The following is a 24,211-nucleotide window of genomic DNA, read 5'->3' as shown; positions in this document are numbered from 1 at the left end:
AACGTAGGCTGCGAAAGACATGGTCAAAATATAAATAGCTGCGGAAATCATCGCTCGTTCCTCAATATAGTTGTCGTTGCCGTAGCGTTATACCAGAAATGCGGCGAATGTACATTTCCCAATCTGACTTCATGACCTTGGCGCGTTATAAATCCTTATTGCCGCTGAATATTCATTTTCCTTGCCAATCGATCGAACAATAAGTTCGAGCATTTCAGGTTTGTTAAGGCTAAACTTCAACTCAAAAACCTAGCGCCTGACTTTGGCAGGTAGCATGAAACCGGTTGGAGCAATATGGCAGAAGAATTTAATAATTGGGATTTATTGATCGCCTATATCGAAGATCGAAAGGTTATTCCCGTCATCGGCGATCAACTACTTCAGGTCAATCACAATGGCGCACAAGTGCCGTTATATCAATTCCTGGCCGAACGCTTAATGCAGCATCTGGGTTTGGGGTATCGATGCACGACACCGACCGAACGTCTTGCTATCAATTGCCTGAATGATGTGGTCTGCGAACACATCAAAGCCGGTGGTAAAACCGACGATATTTATCCTTACCTCAGTATCATTTTGCGTAAGGAAACCGACTTCGAAGTGCCGAAAGCCTTGGCGCAACTCGCCGCGATCGATCATTTTGATTTATTTGTCAGCCTAAGCTTCGATAATTTTTTGGCTGATGCATTGAATCAAATCCGTTTTGCCGGACGAGAACAAACATTGCAGCTTAGCTACAGTCCAAGCGGCAGCGATGTCCCGGCGGGCGGAGGCGATTTGCCGGATGATTGGCGGCAGTCCGGCCATCCTGTGGTATTTCAGCTATTCGGACAGGCTTCCATCCAGCCCAATTATGCCGTGAGCGACGAAGATCGGTTGGAGTTCGTGCATTCGTTGCAAAACCCCGACCGCCGCCCCAAGCATTTGTTCGATGAACTGAGCCGCAGCCACTTACTATTTCTTGGATGCCGTTATTCCGATTGGCTGGTACGCTTCTTCATACGCACTTCAAAGAACTTGCCGTTGTCCGCGAGGCATTTCGGCAGCCAACTCCTGGTAGACAGCCAGATGCAAGCGCCGGACAACCAGGATTTGGTGCTTTTTTTAAAGTATTTTGGCGCCAATATCCAAACTTTGCCGATCAGCGCAACCGACTTCGTCGGCGAACTATCCCGCCGTTGGCACAAGGAACATCCAGCCGTCGCCGAATCGAACAATGGCCTTGTTCGTCAGATTTCAGCAGATGAACCGGCCGACATGAAGGACGGAGCGGTATTCATCAGTTATGCCAGCGAAGATCTACAGGCCGCGTTGCGTTTGCATCAAGATTTGGAGGCGGCCGATTTCGTGACCTGGCTGGACAAACAAGGCCTGGAGCCAGGCGATCATTGGGACAGAAAAATTCAGCGCCATATCAACAATTGTGCATTATTCGTGGCATTGATTTCTAAAAATACCGAGCAACGCCGCGAAGGTTACTTTCGTAAGGAATGGCGCTGGGCGGCCAAGCGTGCCGAAAGCTTTGCGGAAGGCGAAGCCTTCATATTGCCGGTCATCATCGACGACCTTCGGATCAGCGACGATCTGAAGCTGCCCGAAGCATTTCTCGCCGCGCAAGCCACCAAGCTGACCGGCGGCGCGACGACAGCGGAATTCGAAACCAAGATAGGGCGCGTGCTGCGAGCCTGGAGCAAAAGCCAAAGGCAGAAGGGGGCGGCATGAGTAGCTTGAAACTCGATGCCGACAACCCGTGGCCCGGCCTGGAATCTTTCGACGAGCCGTCCGCCAAGTTTTTTCATGGCCGCTCAAAAGAGTCCCATGAGCTTTTTCTGGCGCTGAATCGGGCGCCGCTGACCGTGTTGTACGGTCAATCGGGCCTGGGCAAGACCTCCTTGCTGCGCGCCGGATTGTTTCCGTTGTTGCGCGAGGCCGATTATCTGCCCGTCTATATTCGCCTCGATCACGGCGAAGACAGTCCGCCATTACTGGAACAAATCCAGCGCAGTTTGCTGCAAACAGCCGAGGAAAGCCGCTGCGAATTACCGGCATTTACGGATGACGAGAGTCTTTGGGCTTATTTACACCGCGATGACCTGGAAATCTGGAGCCGGGGTAGCCGGCTGATGACCCCGGTATTGGTCTTCGATCAATTCGAGGAATTATTCACGCTCGGTCGCCGTGGGGCGGCGTCAAATAACGAAAATCAGGCATTCTTGGCTGTGTTGGCTTGCTTAGTGGAAAACCGGGTTCCCGCGGCGCTTGAACAGGCTTTGGAAGCCGGGCCGGAGCTAGCCCGCCATTTGGATTTTCGCAAGCAGGATTACAAATTACTGTTGGCTTTTAGGGAAGATTATTTGCCGGAGGTGGAAGAACTCAGGCCCTTGATGCCGTCCATCGCGCAAAACCGGCTGCGTTTGCTGCCTTTGAGCCAGCCTCAAGCATTGCAAGCCGTGGAAAAAAGCGGCGGATCGTTATTGACTCACGAGGTCGCCGAGCGCATCGTGAATTTCGTCGCGTCCGCCCAACAATCGCAGCAGGACGAAGAAAGCGCCAAGCAGTTTTTAAACGATGTTGCCGTCGAGCCGGCCTTGTTGTCGCTGGTTTGCGCCGGGTTGAATAATCACCGCAAACAGCAAGGGCTTGCAACGATTACGGTCGAGTTGTTGAAGAGCTGTCAAACCACCATCATCGAAAATTTTTATAAGCAAAGCTTGGAAGGTTTGCATCCGGCGGTGCGCGCCTTCATCGAAGAGGACTTATTGACCCGTGCCGGCCATCGAGATAGCCGTGCATTGGATGATGCCTTGGCTGTGCCGGGCATCACGCAGGAGGCGATAGATCGATTGGTGACCCATCGCTTGCTGCGTGTCGATGAGCGGTACGGCCAAAAACGCCTGGAATTGATACACGATCGTTTGACGGAGACCGTCAGGATCAGCCGTGATCGCCGACAAAACGAAGAGGCTCAAGCCGCCGCCCAACGTAAGGCGAAACGGCGCCGGAAACGCTTCTGGATGGGGATAGGGGCCGTGGCGTCGTTGATGGCGCTGCTCGCCGCGTTTGCCGGCTATAGCTTCTTGCAATGGCAGCGCGCCGAAGAGCAAACTCGGCGGGCCGAGCAGCGTAAACAAGCGATGATGGATGCGATCAACCGGCTGACTTACGAAGTGCCGGAACGTTTGTTAATGCGCCCCGGTTTGGAACAGTTGGCCCAGCAGATTTTCGAAGCCAACGTCAAAATGCTGGAAGAGTTGCTGGCGCAGGAGGGCGATACGCCGGATGTGCTCAGAGAAAAGGCATCAAACTTCGTTAGAATTGGCGATTTACGCATTCAGTTTGGAGACCTGGACGGCGCATTGCGGTCCTACCGGGCTTGCCTGGAAATTATTGGAAACCTGGCCGAGCAGGACCCCGGCAATAGCCAGTGGCAGCGCGATTTGTCGGTCAGCCATATCAAAGTCGGCTACGTGCTCAGCGCCGAGGGCAATCTGGCCGACGCCTTGAGGGAATACCGGGCTAGCTTGGAAATCGTCGAAGGCCTGGCCGAGCAGGACCCCGACAACAGCCAGTGGCAACAGGACTTATACAGTAGTCATACTTTTATCGGGATAGTGCTTGTAGATCAAGGAGATTTGACCGGAGCACTGAAAGAATATCAAAATGGTTTCGCTATTATCGAACGTTTAGCTACGTTGGATAATCGCAATATTGATTGGCAACGAGAGCTGTCGGTCAGCCATAACAAAGTCGGCGACGTGCTCAGCGCTCAGGGCGATTTGGCCGGCGCCTTGAAGGAATACCGGGCTAGCTTGAAAGTCACAGAACGCCTGGCCGAGCAAGACCCCGGCAACAGCCAGTGGCAGCGCGATTTGTCGGTCGGCGTGTTAAATGTAGGTTGGATATTGGAAAAGCAAGGCAACAAAAAAGACGCGCGCCAGTCTTATCGCCAGGCGCGGCAAATCATTGCACGCTTGCGCGAGCAATCGCCCGATTGGGCGGTGCTTGGCTCAGACCTGGAATGGCTGGATAAGCGCTTGGAAGCCCTGAAATAGCGGTTGATCAATGAACGTGACTTGGCCCTAAATCCTTGGTGGTATTGGAAATAGGTTCAAGCCGGACTAACCCAACATGAGCGCTATGATCGGCTAATCGGTAGACCACGTCTTTAGGTCTGCGGTATTTGTGTATCCGCGCCACCGCCGATGGCTTTATACACCGCAATCAGATTGGTCGAAGTGGCCGCTTCCGAGCGGGCCAATTCGATTTCCGCCAGATATAAGGCGCGTTGTGCCTCCAGCACATCCAAAAACGAAATCACGCCTTCGCGGTAGCGTAATTCGGATAAGCGCACGGATTCTTGCAGGTCGTCTACCGAACGGGCCAGGCTTTGCCGCCGGACTTCTTCCTTTAGGTAATGGGTTAGAGCGGTTTCGGTTTCCTGCAGCGCGTCGAGCACGGCTTTATGGTACGCCAGATACGCTTCGTTTTGTTTGGCGTCGGCCAAGTCGATGCCGGCCTGGATTCGGCCGAAATTCAGCAAAGGCTGCATCATATTAGCGACCGTCCCGTAGGAAAACGACGCGGACTTGAATAGAGTTTCGATGTCGGTGTTACGCAAGCCCAAAAAAGCGGACAAGGAAATTTTCGGAAACAGTTCGGCGATCGCCGCGCCTTGCATCGCCGTGGCCGCAGCCAATTGGCGTTCGGCGGCATTGATATCCGGGCGGTTCCGGACGGTTTCCGCCGGCGAGAATAACAGCGGCCGGACCGGCGCCGTCGGCACCCTGGCTTGGGCGGACAGCTCTGCGTTCAATGTGCCCGGAAGTTGGCCGAGCAAGACCTCCAATCGGCGTTGATTGCCGATTTGTGCGGCCTCGAGCGCGGGGATTTGGGCTTCGGTCGCTTCGGATTGCGCACGCGCGCGCACAACATCGTGGCGGGTGCCCACGCCTTCAGTGTACAGTTTTTCGGTCAGGCTTAAGGTTCGGCGTTGCGCTTCCAAATTATTGCGGGTGATTTCTAATTGGCGTTGCAAGCTTCTATAGGTGATGTAATTGCGTGCCACTTCGGAAGTCAGGACCACCAGAGCTTGTCTGTACTGTTCGTTGGCGCCCGCTAAATCGGCCGTCGCCGCCTCCAAACGGCGCTGCTGCCGGCCGAAGAGATCGATTTCCCACAAAGCGTCGAAGCCGATATCGTACAGATTGTACCTGATGCCGGGGGCAAATCCGGGAAAAGGGTTGTCTTGACGTTGAGCCCCAACCCTGGCATTGACGCTGGGGAACAGTTCGGCGCGAGTGCCGCGGCGCTCGGCGCGGGCTTGATCGACGCGCGCCAGCGCCATTTGCACGTCCAAATTGCCTGCTAACGCTTTGGCCATAAGCCGGTTTAAGCCGGTGTCGTTAAATTTTTCCCACCAATTTTTCAGCGTTTCCGGATCAAATCGCTTCGCGCCGTCTTGTACCGCTTGCCAATGTTCGGGCAGGTCTAGCGTTTCTTGACGATAGTCCGGCCCCATCGTGCAGCCTGCGAGACTGATCAGAATCACGGCCCAGTATCTACGCGGCATAGCCATGCCCCTTCAAGAAGAAGCTTACGACGCTGTCTATCAGATCTTGTTTAGCCGTTGCGGTCAACCCGGTTTCCAATCCTAGCAAACAGCGAAAATGGTGATCGCCCTTCAGCATGTCAAGGAATAGATGGCTGGACATCTCGACATTGGAAATCCGTAAAATGCCGCGCGCATTCAATTCGGCCAGATAAGAAGCCATTTGCCGCAACACGGGCTCGGGACCGGATCGATAAATCAGTTCGCCGAGTTCCGGGAACTGCTGTTGTTCGGCAATGATCAGGCGGTAAAGCTGTATCGCTCCTTCGGCATAAACCAGCTCGACAAATGCGTCGGCGATGGCTCTCAAGCCCGCCGCCGGGTCGTTCAGCTCGGTCCGCACACCGCTTAGCGTGTGTAACAAGGACGCGCACATGCTTTCTATCACGGCGGCGAAAAGTGCCTGTTTACTGTTGAAGTGATTGTAAAGCGTCGGTTTGGAGACCGGCGCCGCCTCGGCGATGGCTTCTATGCTGGCGCCGCTGTAGCCCTGATTGATAAAAGCTTGGGTTGCCGCTTGCAGTATGGCTTGGCGTTTGGCTGATATTTTCATCGTGATTTCGAATAAATTCGTTGCATAAGACCGGAATTCGTTAGTAGACTAAACTACACCGTTTAGTAAGGCAACTATTATGTCCTTTGTTATTTCGAAAAAAAACCTGTCTATTAGTTTGTTTTTCGCAATTGTGTCTGTAGCAGGCATTTTTTATTGGCGGCAGGCGATACATCCTTTCGAGAGTACCGATAACGCTTATCTGAAAGCGCATATCGGCTTGATCAGTCCCAAGGAAAGCGGTTATGTTGCCAAGGTGTTGTTTCAGGATAATCAACAAGTCGCGCCCGGGGATTTGCTGGTCGTCATAGACGACCATGATTTTCGCGCCAAAGTGTCTCAGGCCGAGGCCCAACTGCATGCGATAGCGGCGCGTATCGAAACATTGGAAAGCCAGAAGCGGACGCAAACCGCCAAAATCAGCCAGCAGGTCGCCAATGCCGCGGCCGCCGCAGCCGAGTTGCAGCGGGCCGGGCGGGATTTGACCAGGATATCGAAATTGGCCGCCGACGGTGCGATGTCGGCCCAAAGCCGGGATAACGCCGAAGCGGTGCATATGCAAGCCAACGCGGAACGCGACCGGGTGCAGTCTTCGCGCCTGGAAGCCGAGAGCGAATTGACATCGCTGGACGCACAGATTGCCGAATCGCGCGCTCAGTTGCAGGTGGCCGAGGCCGCATTGGAGCTGGCGCGTATTAACTTGAGCAATACCCGTATCGTCGCGCCTATCGCCGGTGTGATCGGCAACCGGAGCGTCCAGGTCGGGCAATTGGTGCAACCGGGTGCCGTATTGGCCTACTTGATTCCGGCGGACGATCTGTTCGTCGAAGCCAACTTTAAGGAAACCCAAATCGGCGACATGCGTCGGGGACAAGCCGTGGACATCAAGGTGGATGCCTATTCGAATACGGTTTTCGAAGGCGTTGTCGACAGTTTCGCGCCCGCATCGGGTTCGGAATTCAGTCTGCTGCCGCCGGAAAACGCCACCGGCAATTTCACCAAAATCGTAAGGCGGGTGCCGGTAAAGATTAGCTTCAAATCGGGGGACGAAATAGGCCGGCTTAGACCCGGATTGTCCGCGGTCGTTAAGGTCAGAGTGCGGTAAGTCGTCGTGAATAAGGCCGAGATCGCCGCTAACAACGCTGAAGCGCCGGGCGTTAGCGGCCAACAATGGATTGGTTTTTTTGCGATGGTGTTCGGCATATTCATGGCGATTCTGGATATCCAGATCGTGGCCAGTTCGCTCGAGCAGATTCAAGCCGGTCTGTCGGCTACCCGCGATGAAATCACCTGGGTGCAAACGGCCTATCTGGTGGCCGAGGTGGTGATTATTCCGCTATCCGGTTGGTTGGCCCGGGCTTTGTCGACTCGGATCCTGTTCGTGCTGTCTTGCGGCGGTTTTACCCTGATGAGTTTGTGCTGCGCGCTGGCCTGGGATTTGCCGGCGATGGTGCTGTTTCGCGCGTTTCAGGGTCTGTTCGGCGGCGCGATGATCCCGACCGTGTTTGCGGTAATCTACACATTGTTTCCGCCACGATTGCAGCCGGCCATGGTCATCGTGGTCGGCATGGTCGTTACCGTGGCGCCGACCGCGGGACCGGTATTAGGCGGCTACTTGACGGAAGTCGTGTCTTGGAAGGCGCTGTTTTTAATCAATCTGCTGCCCGGCGTTCTGGTTTGTTTGGCGACTTGGTTGTTCGTGCGCGTGGATGAACCCGACTGGCGTTTGCTGGATAAAATCGACTTTCCGGGCATTATTTATATCGTGATTTTCTTGGGCAGCCTGCAATTCGTCCTGGAAGAGGGCGTCAGGGAGGAATGGTTCGAAAGCCGCGAGATCGTATTTTTTAGCGTGTTGGCGGCGGTAGCCGGCATTGCCATGTTTCAGCGCGAACTGACGATAGCGCATCCCATCGTCGATTTATGGGCGTTTCGTAACCGCAATTTTACCGTAGGCTGTATTTTCAGTTTCATCCTAGGCATCGGCTTGTTTACGCTGTTATTTCTGATGCCGGTTTATCTGGCCAGCGTCAAAGGCTTGAACAGTTTGCAGATCGGCCAATACATCATGGTGACCGGGTTATTTCAGTTATTGTCCGCCTTTGTGGCCGGGCCGTTGGCCAAACTAATTGATTCGCGCTTGATGCTGGCGCTTGGACTAAGCGGTTTCGGCATCGGTAGCTGGATGAACGGAAACCTGACCCACGAGGCCGGTTATTGGGAGTTCTTCTGGCCGCAAGCGCTGCGGGGCTTTTCGCTGATGTTCTGTTTTTTGCCGATCAACTCCCTGGCATTGGGCACCTTACCGCCAGACGAAGTCAAAAACGCCAGCGGCCTTTACAATCTGATGCGCAATCTAGGCGGCGCGATCGGTCTGGCCGTGGCCAATACCTTGATGATACAGCTGAATAAACAGCATTACGCGATGCTGCGCGAAGCGGTGACGGCCGGATCGCCGCATGCGCAAAGGCTGTTGCATGGTTTGCAGGAAAATCTATCGGCATCCGCGGTGGCGCATAAAACTACCGCGGCGCTGAAGCAGCTTTACGGCCTGGTCTTGCGCGAAGCCGAAGTACTGACGCTGAACAGCCTGTTTCAAATATTGAGCTTGATTTTTCTATCGGCCTTGCTGCTGATGCCCTGGGTCAGCAAAGTTTCGGCGGATTCGGCGGAAGGGGCCGGGCATTGACGAAAGAGTGAGTATTTATGTTAGCGGCTATCGCTATTGTTGGTTAAAATCCCCAGCGTACCAGTAAACTTTCAACCGCGGATTACGGAGAATGATATGAATTATAAGACGATGATTTCCGGAGTGTTTGCTTCAGCATTGTTGTTTGCCCCTACCCAGATTTTTGCCGAGACGGCGGCAGCCAAAGCCGGCAAGCCGGTGCACGGCGAATACAAAGACTGGTTGACCTTGAGCGTCTCGCACCGCCTCGAAAAAAAATTGGTTCGTGTCATATTAGGAAACGATATTGCCGTTAAAGCCGCCAGGGAAGGGAAAACCAAGCCTTGGCCGGACGGTACCATATTCGCAAAAGTCGGGTGGAAGGAAAAGATTCATCCTAATTGGCCTAATGCGGTCGTACCCGGCGAATTCGCCGGCGCCGAAGCGATGGTCAAGGACAGTAAGAAATACGCCGACACCGGCGGCTGGGGTTTCGGGCATTGGGAGGGCGACAAGCTGGTCATGAACGACAAGGAAAAATCGGAGCCTTGTTTTGCCTGCCACACGCCGATGAAAGATGCCGATTACGTTTATACGGTACCGGTTTTACAGCAATAGTAACAACGAAAACGGGGAGGGGACGTTTATACGTCCCTAGCTCATTTCAGGCCGGCCAGGCTTGCGACATGTGCCGCAGTGCTGGCCGACAACGCTTTCAGGTTGTAACCGCCTTCCAACGTCGAAATGATTCTGCCGCGGCAATATTTGTCGGCTATTTCGACGAGTTGATCGGTGAGCCAGCGATAATCGTCTTCCACCAACAATAGCGAGGCCAAGGGATCGTCCTTATGGGCGTCGAAACCGGCCGAAATCAGCAATAGCTGCGGTTTGAACTTACGAACGGCCGGCAAGACCACCTCAAGGTATTTGCTTCTGAAGGTGACGCCGTTAGTGCCGGCCGGCAGCGGGACATTGACGATATTGCCGACACCGTTTTCCAGGGGATGGCCGCTGCCCGGATAATGCGGCCATTGATGGCTGGAAGCGTATAAAACTTGGGCTTGCTGAAAAAAAGCCGTTTGGGTGCCGTTGCCGTGGTGCACGTCGAAATCGACGATAGCGATGCGTTCCAACCGGTAATGGGTGCGGGCGTATTCGGCGGCGATGGCGATATTGTTGAACAAACAAAATCCCATCGGGTAAGCGGGCATGGCGTGATGGCCGGGCGGGCGAACCGCGCAAAAGGCCTTGTCGGCGCTGCCTGTGCAAATTTTATCCACCGCGTCGCAAAGCGCGCCTACAGCCCGCAATGCGGCGGCTTTCGAGCCGGGCGATGCGACCGTGTCGCCATCGAAGTGACTCAATCCTTGTTCGGGTATGCCGGTCAGCACCCGGTTGATCATGGCCTGCGTGTGGACCAGGGCCAATTTGGTTTCGATATCGGCAGGTAAGGGCGCCTCGATTCGAGATAAACTCCGGAAATCGGGGCCGCTTAAGGCCTTATCGATTGCCCGCAGGCGGTCGGCGCATTCGGGGTGCCCCGGGCCGGTGTCATGATTAAGAAAATCCGGATGATGATAATAAAGCGTGGTCATAATCTTTGCTCCAATGAATACGAGGTTCGGAAGCGTATAATGACGGCTCCAAGTTTATCCCGAAATGCCGAGTTTGCGTACCCGGGTTAAATGTTATTTGCTGACTGGATTCATCCGTTTTATCAAACAACACGAGATTGCTCATGGCCAAACCCGTTACCCCTCTACTCGCCGCCGATATCTTGATCGAATTAATCGATCACCCAGAGCGGCCTTTCGTGCTAATCGAACGTAAGTTTCCTCCTTATGGTTGGGCCGTGCCCGGCGGCTTTGTCGACGTCGGCGAGACGGTCGAACGCGCCGCGATCCGGGAAGCCAAAGAAGAAACTGGTCTCGAAGTGACTCTGACAGCCTTGTTGGGAATTTATTCCAATCCCGGGCGGGATCCGCGCAATCATACCGTTACCGCCGTTTACGTCGGACAGGCGCATGGCATGCCGTTAGCAGCCGATGATGCAAAAAATTGCGGTTTGTTTACCTTTGATAATTTGCCGGCGCAATTGGCTTTCGATCACGCTATGGTGCTTGCAGACTACAAACGATTTGCCGAATCAGGTCTGGTCACGCCATTGCGGGTGAAGTGAAATGAATAGTCCGGACGGTCCTTAAAAAAGTACCGAATGGGCGGAATCAGCATCGTTTTGATCCGTCAGTCGCACTGCATCTGAACGAGGAGTTTTATAGTTTTGATCGGGCAAAAATGGCCGATACCGGTCGCTGATGATGCTGGCGAAATTTTCCATCTCTAAGTTCAGCGAATGGCAGCTTTTCGGCAAGTAACCTTGCGTCTTCTTCGGCTCGACCCGGCCAAAGCGGACTGTCGGACTTTTCAATTCAATGACCGTTGTGAGCCCCTGAGTAGCCATTCAATCCACGTCTTGACCAGTGACAATCTTGTAAGCGAAGAAGAGATTTTAGTGTCCGGTCACTTATCCTTGCCGTTGAAAAGATCGAACAAATGTTTGATATCGGTAAATACCTATTTTCTCAATGTATTTTCGGTGCATCGGGCTGCAGCGAAAGTCCGCGTGATCCAATCATCAGGAACCGAAAGCCTTCCCGGCATTCTAAATTACAGAGCAAGCCGAAAGTTCCGAATTCATCCAACGCCGGAGGACAACGTCATGGGTAAAAACGTAACGCAAAAGCTAATCGAGAGTCATGCCGTCGAAAAAAACACGCAATCCGGGGAAGAGATCGGCTTGAAAATCGATCAAACGCTCACGCAGGACGCCACCGGTACCTTGGTCATGTTGGAGTTTGAAGCATTGGAGATTCCGCGCGTACGGACAGAACTCTCCGTCCAGTATGTGGACCATAATCTTTTGCAGGAAGATTTCAAAAATCCCGACGACCATCTTTTCTTGCGCAGCGCCTGCAAGAAATTCGGCCTCTGGTTCAGCCGGCCCGGCAACGGCGTCAGTCATCCGGTCCATATGGAACGCTTCGGCGTCCCCGGTAAAACGCTGCTGGGTTCGGACAGCCATACCTGCGCGGCCGGTTCCTTGGGCATGCTGGCGATCGGCGCCGGCGGCCTGGAAGTGGCTATGGCCATGGCCGGGGAGCCGTTTTTTACCAAAAAACCCAAAGTCTGGGGCGTCGAACTCACGGGAAAACTTCCCGACTGGGTCAGCGCCAAGGACGTGATTCTGGAAATGCTGCGCCGGCACGGCGTCGACGGCGGCATAGGCAAGATCGTCGAATACTACGGGCCGGGACTGCAATCCCTGAGCGCCATGGACCGTCATGTCATCGCCAATATGGGCGCCGAACTGGGCGCGACCACCAGCGTTTTTCCGGCGGATGACGCAGTGCGGCGTTTCCTGAAAGCTCAGGGACGCGAGCAGGATTTTCGCGAGATTCTCGCGGACCGGGATGCCGCATACGACGAATACGAAGCGATCGATTTGTCGGCTCTGGTACCTCTGATTGCGCTACCCAGCAGTCCGGGACGGGTCGTGCCGGTTCGCGAGGTGGCGGGCCGGGAAATCTACCAGTCCTATATCGGCTCGTCGGCCAATCCGGGCCTGCGCGACTTTTTCATCGCGGCCATGATCGTCGATGGCAAACAGGTGCATGATCGGGTTTCCTTCGACGTCAATCCGACTTCCCGGCAGATTTTGGAAAACATGATGAAAATGGGCGTCTTGGGCAAACTCATCCATGCCGGAGCCCGCCTTCATCAGGCCGGCTGCGGTGGTTGCATCGGCATGGGACAGGCGCCGGCGACGGGCCGCATCAGCCTGCGCACCGTGCCCAGAAATTTTCCGGGCCGTTCGGGCACGAAAGAAGACCAGGTATATTTATGCAGCCCGGAAACGGCAGCGGCTTCGGCTTTAACCGGCGTGATCACCGATCCCCGCGAGCTGGGCATGCCTTATCCCCGATTTACCGAGCCTGATACGGTGATCCTCAACACGGAGATGTTGATCGAACCGCTTCCCGAAGGCGAACCGTTTGCGCTGGAAAAAGGCCCCAACATCAAACCGTTACCCGATTTGGAAGCGCTGCCCGATTCGCTGGAAGGGCCGGTGCTATTGAAAGTGGGGGACGATATTTCCACCGATGAAATCATGCCGGCCGGCGCCAAGGTGCTGCCCTACCGCAGCAATATTCCCGCGATTAGCCGCTTTGTGTTCAGCCAGGTCGACGAAAGCTATTACGACCGGGCGATGAGTGTTCAAAAACAAGGTTCGTTCGTTGTCGGCGGCGCCAATTACGGCCAAGGATCGAGCCGCGAACACGCTGCCTTGGCGCCACGCTATTTGGGCGTCAGAGCAGTCATCGCCAAAGGCTTTTCCCGAATACATTTGCAGAATCTGAGCAATTTCGGAATCCTACCCTTGATTTTTGCCGATCCTGACGATTGGAACAGGATAGAGCAGGGCGACAGGCTTTCTCTTCCCGATGTGCGCGCCGCCATTCGGAATGGAAACATCGTTCGTGTGCTCAATCTGAGCAAGGATGAAACCTACGAGGCCGAGCATTCGATGTCGCCGCATGAAGTGGAAATGGTGCTGGCCGGCAGCCTGATCAATCTGGTCAAACAGAAGGGGCTGAGTTAGAAAAAGTAAAACCGCTGTCCGCTCTCAGTGAATGCCGGTGTTTCAAGACAAGGAACGGCATTTGATACCGCAGAAAGTTTTGTAATCCAGTTTTTCCGGTCAATTTCAATCGTTGTTCCGATTTGCTCATCGGATTAACAAGCGAGTGGAAGCTTGGGCTCGGTAAGGCATCGCACGCAGTCGGGATTTGTCCACTCGGTCAACGAAAAGTGATTCTGATATCACCTGAAACATTGAACATCATTGCTTGATGACCTGACAAACAAACATGGTTATAGTTAGCCCAATCGACAATTGAAACAAAAGGCGTATGGCATCGGGCGTATTGGCGCTGACAACAATGCAAGAAAAGCTTAATTTTATTGTCTAAAAGTAGTTGGCCGCCCCACACAAAAACCGTGCGGAAATTCTTCAAATGAAACTATCAAGGCGGAGTCCCGACGGTTCAGGCTTGATTATCTGGAACTTGAGTTCTGTTGTACTAGACGGGAATTAATTTCATTACTCGTAAGGGGAAGATATGATTTGGCTTTTGCTGTTACATATCTCGGCGGTGGTGTGTTGGTGCGGTTCGCTGCTCTATTTGTTTGCTTTCACAGCGGGCGTATCTTCCCAGCCGACACCGGATGAACGGCAGCGCCATCCGGCATTGATCCTCAAGGTGCTCAGCCACTTCGCAACGCCGGCCGCATTGATTGCCATCATTTCCGGCACGATCATGATGTTTCTGTTCGCCGTACCGGCGATCGAGGGCTTGGCGCTGTATCTGGTCCCGAAAATGATAGGCGCGCGATTTGCTGTTTCCCCGGCTCAACGCGTTCGGTTATTGGTGTTATCTGTTCGGAAGCCTGATCCTGATGTCGAGCCTGCCGTTGGGAATCTCGCCGGCGGCCGGCTGGTTCATTGAATCGTCCCGGTCCGACCAAGCTGTCCTCCGCGCGTCAGCGCACCCAGATCGTCTTGGCGTTGACGAACTCGCGGATGCCTTGGCGGCCCAGCTCCCGGCCGAAGCCAGAGCGCTTGATGCCGCCGAATGGCAAGCGCGGATCACTCTTGACCAGACCATTGACGAAGGCGCAGCCGCACTGCATGCGCCGGGCAAAGGCCTCGCCGCGAGCGCTATCGCCGGTGAATACGGAACCGCCGAGGCCGAAAGGCGAGTCGTTGGCGATGCGTAGAGCATCGGCTTCGTCTCGGGCGCGGATGACGATGGCAACCGGACCGAACAACTCCTTGGAATAGGCACGCATTCCTGGGCCTACGCGATCGAGGATGGAGGCCTGATAGGTCGCTTCCGTCCCCTCTAGCGGAGCGCAACCAGATAGGGCAACTGCCCCGGCGACGATGGAATCGGTTACCTGTTGGTGCAGTTCCTCGCGCAGGTCGGGTCGGGCCATTGGGGCCAGGCTAGTGGCTGAGTCCATTGGGTCTCCGGGAACCAGAGCTTCGACCGCCGCCTTGAATCGCGCCAGGAAGTCCTCGGCAATGGCGTCGACAATGATAAAACGCTTGGCAGCGATGCAGCTCTGGCCGGCATTGAGGAAACGCGAAGTCACGCCTTGAGACACTGCGAGTTCGAGATCGGCATCCTCCAGCACCACGAAGGCGTCGGAACCACCGAGTTCCAGGACCGATTTCTTGATCTGGCCGGCGGCGGCACTGGCGACTGCGCGACCGGCCGGCTCCGAACCGGTAAGGGTGACGGCTGCAACCCGTGGGTCCTTGATCACCCCTTGGACTTGGCCCGCGCTGATCATCAGGGTTTGGAACACCCCATCGGGCAAGCCGGCCTCCCGGAATACCTGCTCGATCGCCAGGGCGCATTGGGGGACATTGGAGGCATGCTTGAGCAGACCGACGTTGCCGGCGGCCAGGGCCGGAGCGGCGAAGCGGAAGACCTGCCACAACGGAAAATTCCACGGCATCACTCCCAACACCGTACCCAGCGCCTGGTAAGTAACCAGGCTGCGTTCAGCGTCGCTCTCGATCAACTCGTCGTCCAGATGTTGACCAGCGGTCTCGGCGTAGTAGTCGCAGACCCAGGCACACTTGTCGACTTCGTCCTGCGCCTCCGTATAGAGCTTGCCCATCTCCAGCGTGATCAGCCTCGCCCAGTCGTCGCGCCGTTGGCGCAGCACCGTTGCCGCCTTACTCAGGAAGACGCAGCGTTGCTGCAATTCCACAGCGTACCAGTCCGCCGCGGCTCTGCCGGTCAAGGCCAAGGCCTCCTCCAGACGGCCGGCATCCCAGGCGGCAAACTCAGCCAGGGTCCGGCCGTTATAGGGATTGATGCTGATAAAACTCATGGCACCGTCCTTCGGAAACCGATCGTACGAATAAACACTAGCGCCGCCCGGCCGCGGCACCGGTTCCGGCTGTTAAGCCTGGCCTTGGCCGACTGCCCGATCGCCTTGGTCTAAAATGGCTATCGCTTGGGACAGCACCCCTTGCTTCCGCTAAAACCCAATCGTTTGCGCACCATTTCGGACCAGGGCGCCGCCGAGTGAATGTCCGCGATTTATTTTTCGGCGGAATCGAATTCCGTTTTCGCCTTGTTCCAGGCGTCGTTGAGGTTTTGATATGCCTTGGCAAAGCCTTCTTTCATGTGGTCCCAAGCGCTCGCGGAGCTATTTTTCCAACTGCCGAATCGTTCCGCCAATTCAATACGTTGTTTATGCAATGCCCGCATCGTGGAACGCGCTTTTTTTCGTGCTGTGCCGTCCATCTCATCCCATTTATCGTCGATACGGGTTTCGAGCTGGTCTAAGCGCTGGTCGAGTTGCATCAATGCTTCGGAGGTTTTGTTTACCGCTTCCTCCCGTTTGTCGCTACCGTACTGCTTTAACACGGCCAACAATTCCAAGGTTTGTTGGTTGACATCTTGAATGGTGGTTTCGGCGTTGTCCGATTTTGCTTGGCTCGCTTGCGTAAAACCCATCAAGGAGACCAGAAAAACGGCGATTAGGCAAAGTTTTTTCATGTTGTTCCCTCGAAATTATTGATACGCATCGACAGTAAAATGCCCTTTAGCCGCCGGTATTCCGCTGGAGGCGTTTAGAATCTATCCGCCGCCGACTTCACGGCATTACTAAACGATCTCCATGCCGATTCGGCGCCGGTTTTTATATCTTCCCAGGCTTCTTCACTGGCATTTTCGACTTCTTCCAGTTTGCTGACGAGTTCACCGCGTTGGGCCTTAATCGCCTGGATCTCTTTCTGAAGTCCGATACGCGCGTCCGCCGCGGTGTTTTTCGTCTTAGCTTCCAGTCTGTCGATATCTGCGTTCCATTCATCGAGTTTGGCTTTCATCTTTGCTACATATTGATCGCGATTAGTCATTGGATTTCTCCCGTTCCGGGTTGAATACGCATCGGCCATTAGGGTCGACGATTGAATATATTGAAGGCAATATAAAATTCACGACTTGGCGGTTTTTGTCGCCGCTGTTTTATGGATGCCAGAATTGTGAAATAGTTCCTTGACTTTTTATACTAAAATTCTGGGGCAGCGCTTTAAGCTGTTTTTTTGATAACGTCGAACAATCGGCCAAATTGCGAGTCGGATAGAACATGCAACTTCGTAACAGGTAAAAAATCACAGCGAACGAATACAAACGTTCAGTTGCACACAGGGATGACCTTGCGCGAAACGCATGCCGGGTAAGCAAAGAGCAATTGCATCTTTAATCAAATCATTCGGGATAGAGGGGAAAGCATGGCGAGTAACAATAAACAGCTTATTCTCATCACGGGCGCTTCCGGCAACATCGGTTCTACACTATCCCGGGCTTTTACCAAGCGGTTTCAGGTGGTCGGGCTAGACAGAACCCCTAGCGAAACAGAGGGCTCGGGTTCGGACCTTGAATGTGACCTGACTTCCGACGATTCGGTCAAACTGGCCCTATATAAAATCAAAGACCGGTACGGCGACAAGATTGCCGCCGTCATCCATCTCGCCGCGTATTTCGATTTCAGCGGCGAAGAGCATCCGCTCTACCAAAGCGTCACGGTCGACGGCACGCGGCGTTTGCTGAAATACTTAAGCGACTTCCAGGTTGAACGCTTTATCTATTCCAGCACGATGCTGGTTCACGAGCCGGGGGCGCCCGGCAGGAAAATCAATGAAGACGCGCCTTTAAAGCCGAAGTGGGCCTATCCGCGCTCGAAAGTGGCGGCGGAACAACAGGTCCGGCAGCACTGCGGCGACACGCCCTATACCATTCTGCGCTTGGCCGGACTGTATGGCGACGACAGCGCGGTGCCGACCTTGGCGTACCAGATCGCCCGGATTTACGAAAGGGATTTTAAAAGCCATCTTTATGCCGGCGACCTGATGGCCGGACAGGCTTTCCTTCATAAAGACGATTTAGTGGAACTCTTTCTCCGAGTGGTGGAATGCCGCAGCGACTTGCCGAAACAATCCGTTATTTTAGCCGGCGAAGGCGAAGTCATGGGCTATCAAGCACTGCAAAACCGCATCGGCTATTTGATTTTCGGCGAAGAGCGATGGAGTACGGTCAGTTTACCGGAACTGGTTGCCAAACCGGGGGCTTGGCTCGAAGACAGGGCGGAGCCATTGGTCCCCGATGCCTTCGACCAAGGCCAAAAGCCCTTTATCAAACCGTTCATGATCGATTTGGCATCGGATCATTACGACCTCGATATCGAACGGGCCCGCCGGTTATTGAACTGGACGCCCAAACATAAAATTTACGACGGCTTGGAACAACTAGTTCTAAGCCTTAAAAGCGATCCGGCCGCGTGGTATCGTCGCAACGGCATCACGTTGCCGGACTGGATGAAAACCGCGGAAGAAAAAAACCGAAATCCGCACCAATTGCGAGAACGGCACGAAATCGAATACCGGGCGCAGCACCGGCAAAATCTGTGGGCGCATTTTTTCAATATGGGGCTGGCCTGCTGGCTTATCGCGTCGCCGATAACTTTGGGATATGAATCGCGCAATTTGTTTTGGAGCGATATTGGTTCCGGCATCGTGCTGTTTATTCTGTCCTTCGTATCGTTGTCATGGCATTGGGGATTTGTACGCTGGTTGGCCGGCACGGTGGGGCTCTGGCTGTTAAGCGCACCATTAATCTTCCTGGCGCCGACGGCTGCGGCCTACCTGAACGATACGCTGATCGGCATGTTGGCCGTCGGCTTCGCCGTGCTGACGCGCCCGGTACCGGGCGTCGCCGCGGTGGCTGCCGAAACCGGGCCGACCGTACCGCCGGGTTGGACCTTTTCCCCTTCGACCTGGTTTCAGCGCATGCCTATCATCTTTCTGGCCTTTATCGGTTTTTTTATTTCCCGTTATTTATGCTCCTATCAACTCGGCCATATCGACGGCGTCTGGGAACCGTTTTTTTTCGGTTCGCCGCACGACCCGAAAAACGGAACAGAAGAAATCATCACGTCTTATGTATCCCGTGCCTGGCCGGTGCCGGACGCGGGCCTGGGCGCCATGACCTACGCCCTGGAAATTCTGACCGGCGTCATCGGATCGTCGCGGCGCTGGCGGACCATGCCGTGGCTGGTGGTGTTATTCGGCATTATGATTGTGCCGTTAGGTGCGGTTTCGATATTTTTCATCATCATTCAGCCGATTCTGCTCGGTACGTGGTGCACACTCTGCCTAATTGCGGCGGCGGCCATGCTGATTCAGATTCCCTATTCATTGGACGAATTAGTGGCGACCGGAGAATTTCTCTACCGCCGCCGGAAACAAGGTAGGCCGTTATTGCGTATATTCTTCACCGGCGATAGCGACGACGGCGAGTGGCAGGAAAAGGAAGACGATTTCGAACAATCCACCGGCACGGTGGTCCGGGAAATGTTCAGCGGCGGCGTGTCCCTGCCGTGGAGTTTAACGCTTTGCATGCCCATCGGGGTTTGGTTGATGTTTACCCGGCTGACATTGGGCGCGGAAGCCGGCATGGCCGATGCCGACCATCTGATCGGCTCGCTGGTGTTGGCGGTGGCCGTTACGGCGCTGGCCGAGACGGGAAGAGCCATCCGATTCTTGCTGATACCATTGGGTAGCGCGCTATTGATTACGCCGTTTGTATATGGCGCCGACGTAGCATCCGTACTGGGAAGCGTCGCATGTGGTGTGCTGTTGATCGGTTTGAGCTTCCCGCGCGGGCCCGTTTACAACAGCTACGGCCTATGGGGCAAAGCGATTGTTTGATACGCTGCCGTTAGCATTGAATTTGCCGGTTTTTGCCGCGTTGGCCTGGGCTATTTAGGGCGCATAATTATACCGATGCGATTGCCTAACAGGCCCTGTTAGCCCGGGCTTTTCTGGCTTGATTCTATTGGCGAGAGCGACGGAAAAGCTAATTTTAGGCGGAATCTGTTCAGGGACCGAAAGCGATCTAAAACAGGTGAGGGGCCTGGCTCGCCATATGGCTAAGCATTGGGGGCATGGGCGATAAAAGAAGAACATATTTTTTGAGCAGGGAATAGGCTCAGCACTGGGATTTCAGCGAAATCATCGATGACGAGATGGCTGCCCGGTTACGCGCCATTAAAAGAGGCCGACTAAGACGAGTTTTATTAGACTATCCTTTTTTCGCCCCCCCGAGATTCTACAGGTTAACAAAGCTCACCTATCGCGATCGGTGCGCAGGGCTATTGCCCAACGCATCCTGCATGGGCTTCCCCCCTTACCCGCTTAGAATATCGGATTGGGTTTTACTTCGATTTTTTAACTTAGTGTCTGACCGGCTATTTATCTTTTGATTCCGATTTTTGGGTGTCCGGGGCTTCTATTGCTTTTTCCGCCGTAGCCGCCTTGCCTTCGCCTGTTACCGCTTCCACCCCTTTGGATTGAGTCGATTGCTTTATATTTTCCACCGCTTCCTTGGATTCAATTGCCATTTCTGCGGCATCGGCATTGGTTCGACTAGTTTGTTTCAAGTGTTCGACGGCTTCTTCGGCAGACGCAGTTGCTATCTCGGCATGAGCCATCTTGCCGTGTTCTATAGAAGCATTCAAACTCTTTGCGGCTGCTTCCAAATGCTTTTTATTCTCGCCTTTGGCGTCTTTGAGCGCCATATTAACTTGGTCAAGCGCTGCTTCGGCATGTTCGACTATCATTGGCGAGTGCCCCATTTGACCGTATTCGATAGCCTCCTTGGCGTGTTTTAATGCGACTGATGTATGATCTTCGGCGAGAGTTAAACGACTGACGCTAAGCAAGAGTCCTAGTATGATGATTGTTAGTAGTTTCATAAATCTATCCTCTTAATTTCACAGGCTTTCAAAACGCCGCCAAGTTCTCCTGCCAGATTCAATGGGCCTGCTTTATGTCTGATGATTGGAGTGCAAGCCCTTAATGAATTAAACGAAAAGGCCGGCGTTATACGGTTTTATTAAGCCGGATTTAGCCGATCAAGCAGGTGCCTACCTACCAGGCGTGCAGATCGCAGCAAGCGTATTGCCGACTTCCATTTCCGTAATATTCTTGACGCTTGCCATGCTCTCTCGAGCGGCCTCTTGAGCCAAATCGGCTAAGGAGATCATGCCGACAACGCATTCGTTTTCGTCAACGACCGGCAATCGGCGAATTTTAGCATCGCGCATTTTTTTCTCGGCTTCGGCTAAAGAATCGTTAGGGTTGCAGGTCAGCACCTCGCGTGCCATCGCTTGACTAACACAAATATCCCGTAACGGTTTTCCCTCGAATAGTGCGCACATAGCAATATCACGATCAGTAATCATCCCCACGATCTTATGCGCGCCGTCTCCTCCGCAGACGGGTAAGCACCCGCAATCTTGATCCCACATCATTTGCGCGGTTTGTTCGAGACTCTGTCCCGGTTGGCAACAGTGTGTTTGTTTGCTCATTATTCGCTGTACTCGCATGACATTACCTCCTGAAAAATGGAAATCACCAAAGTTTCCGATACTCGCAGCATTGTCTGGGTATCTGTTGTTATGTCTTTTGTATTACTCAGGTTCCCTTGTTAAATATTTCCCAACTTGGCTATATCGAAATCGCCAATGTTAGTGCGGTTCTGAACCGATACTTGCGGTGCGCAGAACTTTCCAATTGAGGTTAATGGTGGGCAAAATGTTAGTTAAGCGCAATGAGTGGAAATACCTATTTCTGTTGGGTCGGCTGGGTTTTATGGCATAGTCATTACCTTCATTCAGCCGTATTGCAAGCGGTTTTGTTACGAACCGCTTATCTGTAGAAACATTTTCTAAACGTTGCAATGCCTAATTTGAGCTGATTTAGGCCTAAACTAAAGAGAGCGATCTTTCATGTCGCTGAATTGTTTTCCAGCGTCGATGACGGCCAAATCGTTGTATGTTTAGCGAGGAATTTCGTTCAGGATTAATCGCCCCCCATCTCAAAGTAGATCTTGACCGGCAAGATAAACGACCAAAATATAGCGCAGCCCTTTACCTGCGCCGACCAATGCCAGAAAAAGCCATAACCGGACTTTCATAATGCCGGCGATAAGCGTCAGTGCGTCGCCGCCGATCGGCAACCAAGCGAACAACAGCGACCAGAAACCGTAGCGCTGATACCATCGCTGAGCTTTTTCGATTTGTGCCTTACTGAAATAAAACCAGCGCCGGTCCTGAAAATGAAGCAGATAAAGCCCTAAAAACCAGTTAACGACCGCCCCCAGCGTATTTCCGATTGTGGCTATTATGACCAACATGGCCGGGTCGCCGCCTTCTAGCAATAATGCAAACAGAATGACTTCAGAATAAAAAGGTAAAATAGTCGCCGCAAGAAAAGAGGCTCCGAATAATAAAAGATAAGATGTAGTCATTTTTCCTGCTGTAAAAGCCATCGAAAGATAGCGAATTGGGACGGCAAATACAAAAGGTATTCCGGGTGCCATTGAACACCCATAATTCGTTTATTCGAGGCGGATTCCACCGCCTGAATGATCCGGTCGCGGTCCCATCCTACCGATTTAAGTCCCGCACCGAGCGCTTTGATGGCTTGATGGTGCAAACTGTTAATGCGCAGACTACCTTTTCCGCAGATTTTTGCCAACCGAGAACCGGTATCCAGCCGGACTTGCTTGGTTGGTAACAGGCCGGGCCGGTTATGGGTAAGTTTACGCAACGGCCGAACATCATGGTACAGGGTGCCGCCCAGTACTACATTGATCAACTGAGCGCCTCGGCAGATCCCCAACAATGGTAAATTATCCGCCAGGGCCTTACGAATCCATTCGATCTCCAGCCGGTCGCGCTCGGGGTCGAACTTGACTTTGGCACCAATATCACCGTTGTAATGTTCCGGGCTAATGTCGTTGCCGCCTCCGATGATTAGAGCATCGAGTGGCTCACCGCTCGGCAAATGGTTGATACTGATCCGTTCGGGGACAGCGCCGAGTAGGCGCAATGCTAGAGCCGTACACCACCAACTCGGCGCCCAGGACCGGTTATTTCCGGTTACGCCAACGCGCAGTCTTTTAGCCATTGATCGATATATTTCACCCAATCATTGCGGTTTACACCGATAATTGGACGCTCGGCCTTCAGAAAGGCTTCACTCAGCTTATCGAGCTGATCCGTACGATAGGCTAGTTGCTCCACGACCCACCAGATGTTCCATGAATCCGACAGCGACCAGTCCTCCTGTTCGATATGGCAATTGGGCAGGCGATAATGAAACGTTGGCCGGGCTTTAATTTTCGGGTCGTTTACGGCACGCCGTACTGCGTCGCTGTCTATATACGCCAGCAACGGCAGCAAATCCAGCGCTCGATTACGGCTCGGATTGTATAAAAGATAATCGTCGAAAATCTGATCTACTGACGGGTTCGTCCGAGACAACAACTGTTTCAGATAGGCCTCGGAATAAAGTTCAATATAAGGACTCATTTTGCGGGTGAGGTTGACTTCGTGCGCATCCACCAGCCACCATTGCAGAAGGGCAAACGCTTTGAGGTAGGAAAACAGCGTTTCTGCATTCAGCCTATGAATTTCGGGATTGATATGTACGCCGTAGGCTGCCAGCAGCGATTCTTCGGTATCTACAGCGCCTGCTTGACGCAAAGCGTCGACTATCGGCAGCAATGCTTCAAGATCGGTGACCGGAACGGGAGGGCAGACGACTTCTAAGGGAACCAGTAGTGTCGCCGTCTGCGCTAACAGATCAAGCCACTTCTGTTCGGTTCGGTCTTCCCGCTCGTTTTTCATGGCCTCGCATTTCAGGTAATTCCAGTCAATCTCAATTTTAAAATCACCCAGGATTTTTGTGCGAACTATCCATTCGGCCGCACTCTTCTGTTCCAAATTGCCGCCCAGGGCAGCCTGAAGAACTTCGGCCGTTTGGTCGAGTTTGATACCGGAAAACTCTAATTCAAACCCTACTAGTCTCGGGCTTCCGTCACTTTTATGGATAATGGGCGGAGACTTAAAATGAATTTTTTTATTAGGCATAAAATTGATTATCGGGGGTGTTTTTGCTTTTTAACCCTACGTGTACTGGCGGTACCACTCAAAACTTGCCAGTTCGTCATTGTTTGTGACCTATTGTTTTTACCAATCGTTCAACCATAACTTACTCCGGACTGTTGATTTTCGCCTTGGCTTCTTGTTTCCATTTCAACCACTCGAATAGTTAGGTTTGAATAGGTATTTGTGCTTATTCCATTTTTTTGGGAGCTAGGGATAATGCAGTTTTTACGCATGAGTTGCTAGGCCACGCAAATCAACCAACCATGGCTGAGGTTAAAAATGGCTT

The 24,211-nt window shown here is 53.4% G+C and carries 21 protein-coding genes; 9 read left to right on the top strand and 12 right to left on the bottom strand.

The genetic code is table 11. From position 1 onward, the window contains the following. The first annotated feature begins 294 nt into the window (after nt 1–294). Together ACW73I_RS08005 and ACW73I_RS08000 are read left to right on the top strand one after the other, a co-directional pair. Entirely contained in the window at nt 295–1,722 is a 1,428-nt protein-coding gene (locus ACW73I_RS08005; RefSeq protein ID WP_458028730.1) for a toll/interleukin-1 receptor domain-containing protein, read from the top strand. Continuing rightward, entirely contained in the window at nt 1,719–4,052 is a 2,334-nt protein-coding gene (locus tag ACW73I_RS08000; RefSeq protein WP_458028729.1) for an nSTAND1 domain-containing NTPase, read from the top strand. The genes ACW73I_RS08005 and ACW73I_RS08000 overlap by 4 nt, the downstream gene beginning before the upstream one ends. A gap of 113 nt (nt 4,053–4,165) precedes the next feature. On the opposite strand, the gene ACW73I_RS07995 is transcribed toward ACW73I_RS08000, so the two are convergent. Together ACW73I_RS07995 and ACW73I_RS07990 are read right to left on the bottom strand one after the other, a co-directional pair. Next, nucleotides 4,166–5,569: an efflux transporter outer membrane subunit gene (locus ACW73I_RS07995; protein ID WP_458028728.1), complete on the bottom strand. Its 1,404-nt coding sequence runs from the start codon at nt 5,567–5,569 to the stop codon at nt 4,166–4,168. After that, nucleotides 5,559–6,161, bottom strand: coding sequence for a TetR/AcrR family transcriptional regulator C-terminal domain-containing protein (locus ACW73I_RS07990; RefSeq protein WP_458028727.1), 603 nt, complete (start codon nt 6,159–6,161; stop codon nt 5,559–5,561). The genes ACW73I_RS07995 and ACW73I_RS07990 overlap by 11 nt, the downstream gene beginning before the upstream one ends. 79 nt (nt 6,162–6,240) lie before the next feature. Between ACW73I_RS07990 and ACW73I_RS07985 the strand changes: the two genes are divergently transcribed. The 3 genes from ACW73I_RS07985 to ACW73I_RS07975 all read left to right on the top strand — a co-directional run bounded on the left by ACW73I_RS07985 (nt 6,241) and on the right by ACW73I_RS07975 (nt 9,447). Further along, nucleotides 6,241–7,266: an HlyD family secretion protein gene (locus ACW73I_RS07985; RefSeq protein ID WP_458028726.1), complete on the top strand. Its 1,026-nt coding sequence runs from the start codon at nt 6,241–6,243 to the stop codon at nt 7,264–7,266. A gap of 84 nt (nt 7,267–7,350) precedes the next feature. After that, a complete protein-coding gene (locus tag ACW73I_RS07980) occupies nt 7,351–8,850 on the top strand; it encodes a DHA2 family efflux MFS transporter permease subunit (RefSeq protein ID WP_458028758.1) in 1,500 nt (499 codons plus the stop codon). 96 nt (nt 8,851–8,946) lie between these two features. After that, a complete protein-coding gene (locus tag ACW73I_RS07975) occupies nt 8,947–9,447 on the top strand; it encodes a cytochrome P460 family protein (protein ID WP_458028725.1) in 501 nt (166 codons plus the stop codon). A 41-nt stretch (nt 9,448–9,488) separates the two neighbouring features. On the opposite strand, the gene ACW73I_RS07970 is transcribed toward ACW73I_RS07975, so the two are convergent. Next, nucleotides 9,489–10,424, bottom strand: a complete 936-nt coding sequence (locus ACW73I_RS07970) for a histone deacetylase family protein (RefSeq protein WP_458028723.1) — start codon at nt 10,422–10,424, stop codon at nt 9,489–9,491. A 143-nt stretch (nt 10,425–10,567) separates the two neighbouring features. On the opposite strand from ACW73I_RS07970, the gene ACW73I_RS07965 reads away from it, so the two are divergent. Continuing rightward, nucleotides 10,568–11,008, top strand: a complete 441-nt coding sequence (locus tag ACW73I_RS07965; protein ID WP_458028721.1) for an NUDIX domain-containing protein — start codon at nt 10,568–10,570, stop codon at nt 11,006–11,008. A 21-nt stretch (nt 11,009–11,029) separates the two neighbouring features. Here ACW73I_RS07965 and ACW73I_RS07960 read toward each other — a convergent pair whose 3' ends face one another. Then, nucleotides 11,030–11,290 carry a hypothetical protein gene (locus ACW73I_RS07960; RefSeq protein WP_458028720.1) on the bottom strand — a complete coding sequence of 87 codons (261 nt, stop codon included), beginning with the start codon at nt 11,288–11,290 and terminating at the stop codon, nt 11,030–11,032. 258 nt (nt 11,291–11,548) lie between these two features. Here ACW73I_RS07960 and ACW73I_RS07955 point away from each other — a divergent pair, with 258 nt between their 5' ends. Both ACW73I_RS07955 and ACW73I_RS07950 read left to right on the top strand, forming a co-directional pair. Continuing rightward, nucleotides 11,549–13,489: an aconitate hydratase gene (locus ACW73I_RS07955; protein ID WP_458028718.1), complete on the top strand. Its 1,941-nt coding sequence runs from the start codon at nt 11,549–11,551 to the stop codon at nt 13,487–13,489. Nucleotides 13,490–14,009: 520 nt separating this feature from the next. Beyond that, entirely contained in the window at nt 14,010–14,396 is a 387-nt protein-coding gene (locus ACW73I_RS07950; protein ID WP_458028716.1) for a hypothetical protein, read from the top strand. A 34-nt stretch (nt 14,397–14,430) separates the two neighbouring features. Here ACW73I_RS07950 and ACW73I_RS07945 read toward each other — a convergent pair whose 3' ends face one another. From ACW73I_RS07945 to ACW73I_RS07935, 3 genes are all read right to left on the bottom strand, one after another. After that, nucleotides 14,431–15,795: an NAD-dependent succinate-semialdehyde dehydrogenase gene (locus tag ACW73I_RS07945; RefSeq protein WP_458028714.1), complete on the bottom strand. Its 1,365-nt coding sequence runs from the start codon at nt 15,793–15,795 to the stop codon at nt 14,431–14,433. 212 nt (nt 15,796–16,007) lie between these two features. Beyond that, entirely contained in the window at nt 16,008–16,469 is a 462-nt protein-coding gene (locus tag ACW73I_RS07940) for a sll1863 family stress response protein (RefSeq protein WP_458028712.1), read from the bottom strand. A gap of 74 nt (nt 16,470–16,543) precedes the next feature. Then, complete coding sequence (locus tag ACW73I_RS07935; protein WP_458028710.1) at nt 16,544–16,828, bottom strand: sll1863 family stress response protein; 285 nt, start codon at nt 16,826–16,828, stop codon at nt 16,544–16,546. Nucleotides 16,829–17,203: 375 nt separating this feature from the next. Between ACW73I_RS07935 and ACW73I_RS07930 the strand changes: the two genes are divergently transcribed. Further along, nucleotides 17,204–19,678: an NAD-dependent epimerase/dehydratase family protein gene (locus ACW73I_RS07930; RefSeq protein WP_458028708.1), complete on the top strand. Its 2,475-nt coding sequence runs from the start codon at nt 17,204–17,206 to the stop codon at nt 19,676–19,678. A 539-nt stretch (nt 19,679–20,217) separates the two neighbouring features. Here the strand turns inward: ACW73I_RS07930 and smbP are convergent. The 5 genes from smbP to ACW73I_RS07905 form a co-directional block, all read right to left on the bottom strand. Beyond that, the gene (smbP, locus tag ACW73I_RS07925) at nt 20,218–20,724 is read right to left on the bottom strand and encodes a small metal-binding protein SmbP (protein WP_458028706.1); all 507 of its coding nucleotides are present in this window, start codon (nt 20,722–20,724) and stop codon (nt 20,218–20,220) included. Nucleotides 20,725–20,895: 171 nt separating this feature from the next. Continuing rightward, the gene (locus ACW73I_RS07920; RefSeq protein WP_458028704.1) at nt 20,896–21,339 is read right to left on the bottom strand and encodes a CBS domain-containing protein; all 444 of its coding nucleotides are present in this window, start codon (nt 21,337–21,339) and stop codon (nt 20,896–20,898) included. A gap of 509 nt (nt 21,340–21,848) precedes the next feature. Then, complete coding sequence (locus tag ACW73I_RS07915; protein ID WP_458028703.1) at nt 21,849–22,280, bottom strand: YqaA family protein; 432 nt, start codon at nt 22,278–22,280, stop codon at nt 21,849–21,851. After that, the gene (locus tag ACW73I_RS07910) at nt 22,277–22,942 is read right to left on the bottom strand and encodes a gamma-glutamyl-gamma-aminobutyrate hydrolase family protein (protein WP_458028702.1); all 666 of its coding nucleotides are present in this window, start codon (nt 22,940–22,942) and stop codon (nt 22,277–22,279) included. Before ACW73I_RS07910 ends, ACW73I_RS07915 begins: the two co-directional genes overlap by 4 nt. After that, nucleotides 22,915–23,907, bottom strand: a complete 993-nt coding sequence (locus ACW73I_RS07905; RefSeq protein ID WP_458028701.1) for an amidoligase family protein — start codon at nt 23,905–23,907, stop codon at nt 22,915–22,917. The genes ACW73I_RS07910 and ACW73I_RS07905 overlap by 28 nt, the downstream gene beginning before the upstream one ends. Nucleotides 23,908–24,211: the final 304 nt, after the last annotated feature.

It is taken from the genome of Methylomonas sp. MgM2 (assembly GCF_054172045.1).
This window is presented reverse-complemented; position numbering and strand designations above follow the sequence as displayed.

What these genes read in the sequence shown, in the direction of transcription:
- ACW73I_RS08005 (WP_458028730.1), top strand. Translation starts at nt 295, where the DNA reads ATGGCAGAAGAATTTAATAATTGGGATTTATTGATCGCCTATATCGAA.
- ACW73I_RS08000 (WP_458028729.1), top strand. Translation starts at nt 1,719, where the DNA reads ATGAGTAGCTTGAAACTCGATGCCGACAACCCGTGGCCCGGCCTGGAA.
- ACW73I_RS07995 (WP_458028728.1), bottom strand. Translation starts at nt 5,569, where the DNA reads ATGCCGCGTAGATACTGGGCCGTGATTCTGATCAGTCTCGCAGGCTGC.
- ACW73I_RS07990 (WP_458028727.1), bottom strand. Translation starts at nt 6,161, where the DNA reads ATGAAAATATCAGCCAAACGCCAAGCCATACTGCAAGCGGCAACCCAA.
- ACW73I_RS07985 (WP_458028726.1), top strand. Translation starts at nt 6,241, where the DNA reads ATGTCCTTTGTTATTTCGAAAAAAAACCTGTCTATTAGTTTGTTTTTC.
- ACW73I_RS07980 (WP_458028758.1), top strand. Translation starts at nt 7,351, where the DNA reads ATGGTGTTCGGCATATTCATGGCGATTCTGGATATCCAGATCGTGGCC.
- ACW73I_RS07975 (WP_458028725.1), top strand. Translation starts at nt 8,947, where the DNA reads ATGAATTATAAGACGATGATTTCCGGAGTGTTTGCTTCAGCATTGTTG.
- ACW73I_RS07970 (WP_458028723.1), bottom strand. Translation starts at nt 10,424, where the DNA reads ATGACCACGCTTTATTATCATCATCCGGATTTTCTTAATCATGACACC.
- ACW73I_RS07965 (WP_458028721.1), top strand. Translation starts at nt 10,568, where the DNA reads ATGGCCAAACCCGTTACCCCTCTACTCGCCGCCGATATCTTGATCGAA.
- ACW73I_RS07960 (WP_458028720.1), bottom strand. Translation starts at nt 11,290, where the DNA reads ATGGCTACTCAGGGGCTCACAACGGTCATTGAATTGAAAAGTCCGACA.
- ACW73I_RS07955 (WP_458028718.1), top strand. Translation starts at nt 11,549, where the DNA reads ATGGGTAAAAACGTAACGCAAAAGCTAATCGAGAGTCATGCCGTCGAA.
- ACW73I_RS07950 (WP_458028716.1), top strand. Translation starts at nt 14,010, where the DNA reads ATGATTTGGCTTTTGCTGTTACATATCTCGGCGGTGGTGTGTTGGTGC.
- ACW73I_RS07945 (WP_458028714.1), bottom strand. Translation starts at nt 15,795, where the DNA reads ATGAGTTTTATCAGCATCAATCCCTATAACGGCCGGACCCTGGCTGAG.
- ACW73I_RS07940 (WP_458028712.1), bottom strand. Translation starts at nt 16,469, where the DNA reads ATGAAAAAACTTTGCCTAATCGCCGTTTTTCTGGTCTCCTTGATGGGT.
- ACW73I_RS07935 (WP_458028710.1), bottom strand. Translation starts at nt 16,828, where the DNA reads ATGACTAATCGCGATCAATATGTAGCAAAGATGAAAGCCAAACTCGAT.
- ACW73I_RS07930 (WP_458028708.1), top strand. Translation starts at nt 17,204, where the DNA reads ATGGCGAGTAACAATAAACAGCTTATTCTCATCACGGGCGCTTCCGGC.
- smbP (WP_458028706.1), bottom strand. Translation starts at nt 20,724, where the DNA reads ATGAAACTACTAACAATCATCATACTAGGACTCTTGCTTAGCGTCAGT.
- ACW73I_RS07920 (WP_458028704.1), bottom strand. Translation starts at nt 21,339, where the DNA reads ATGAGCAAACAAACACACTGTTGCCAACCGGGACAGAGTCTCGAACAA.
- ACW73I_RS07915 (WP_458028703.1), bottom strand. Translation starts at nt 22,280, where the DNA reads ATGACTACATCTTATCTTTTATTATTCGGAGCCTCTTTTCTTGCGGCG.
- ACW73I_RS07910 (WP_458028702.1), bottom strand. Translation starts at nt 22,942, where the DNA reads ATGGCTAAAAGACTGCGCGTTGGCGTAACCGGAAATAACCGGTCCTGG.
- ACW73I_RS07905 (WP_458028701.1), bottom strand. Translation starts at nt 23,907, where the DNA reads ATGCCTAATAAAAAAATTCATTTTAAGTCTCCGCCCATTATCCATAAA.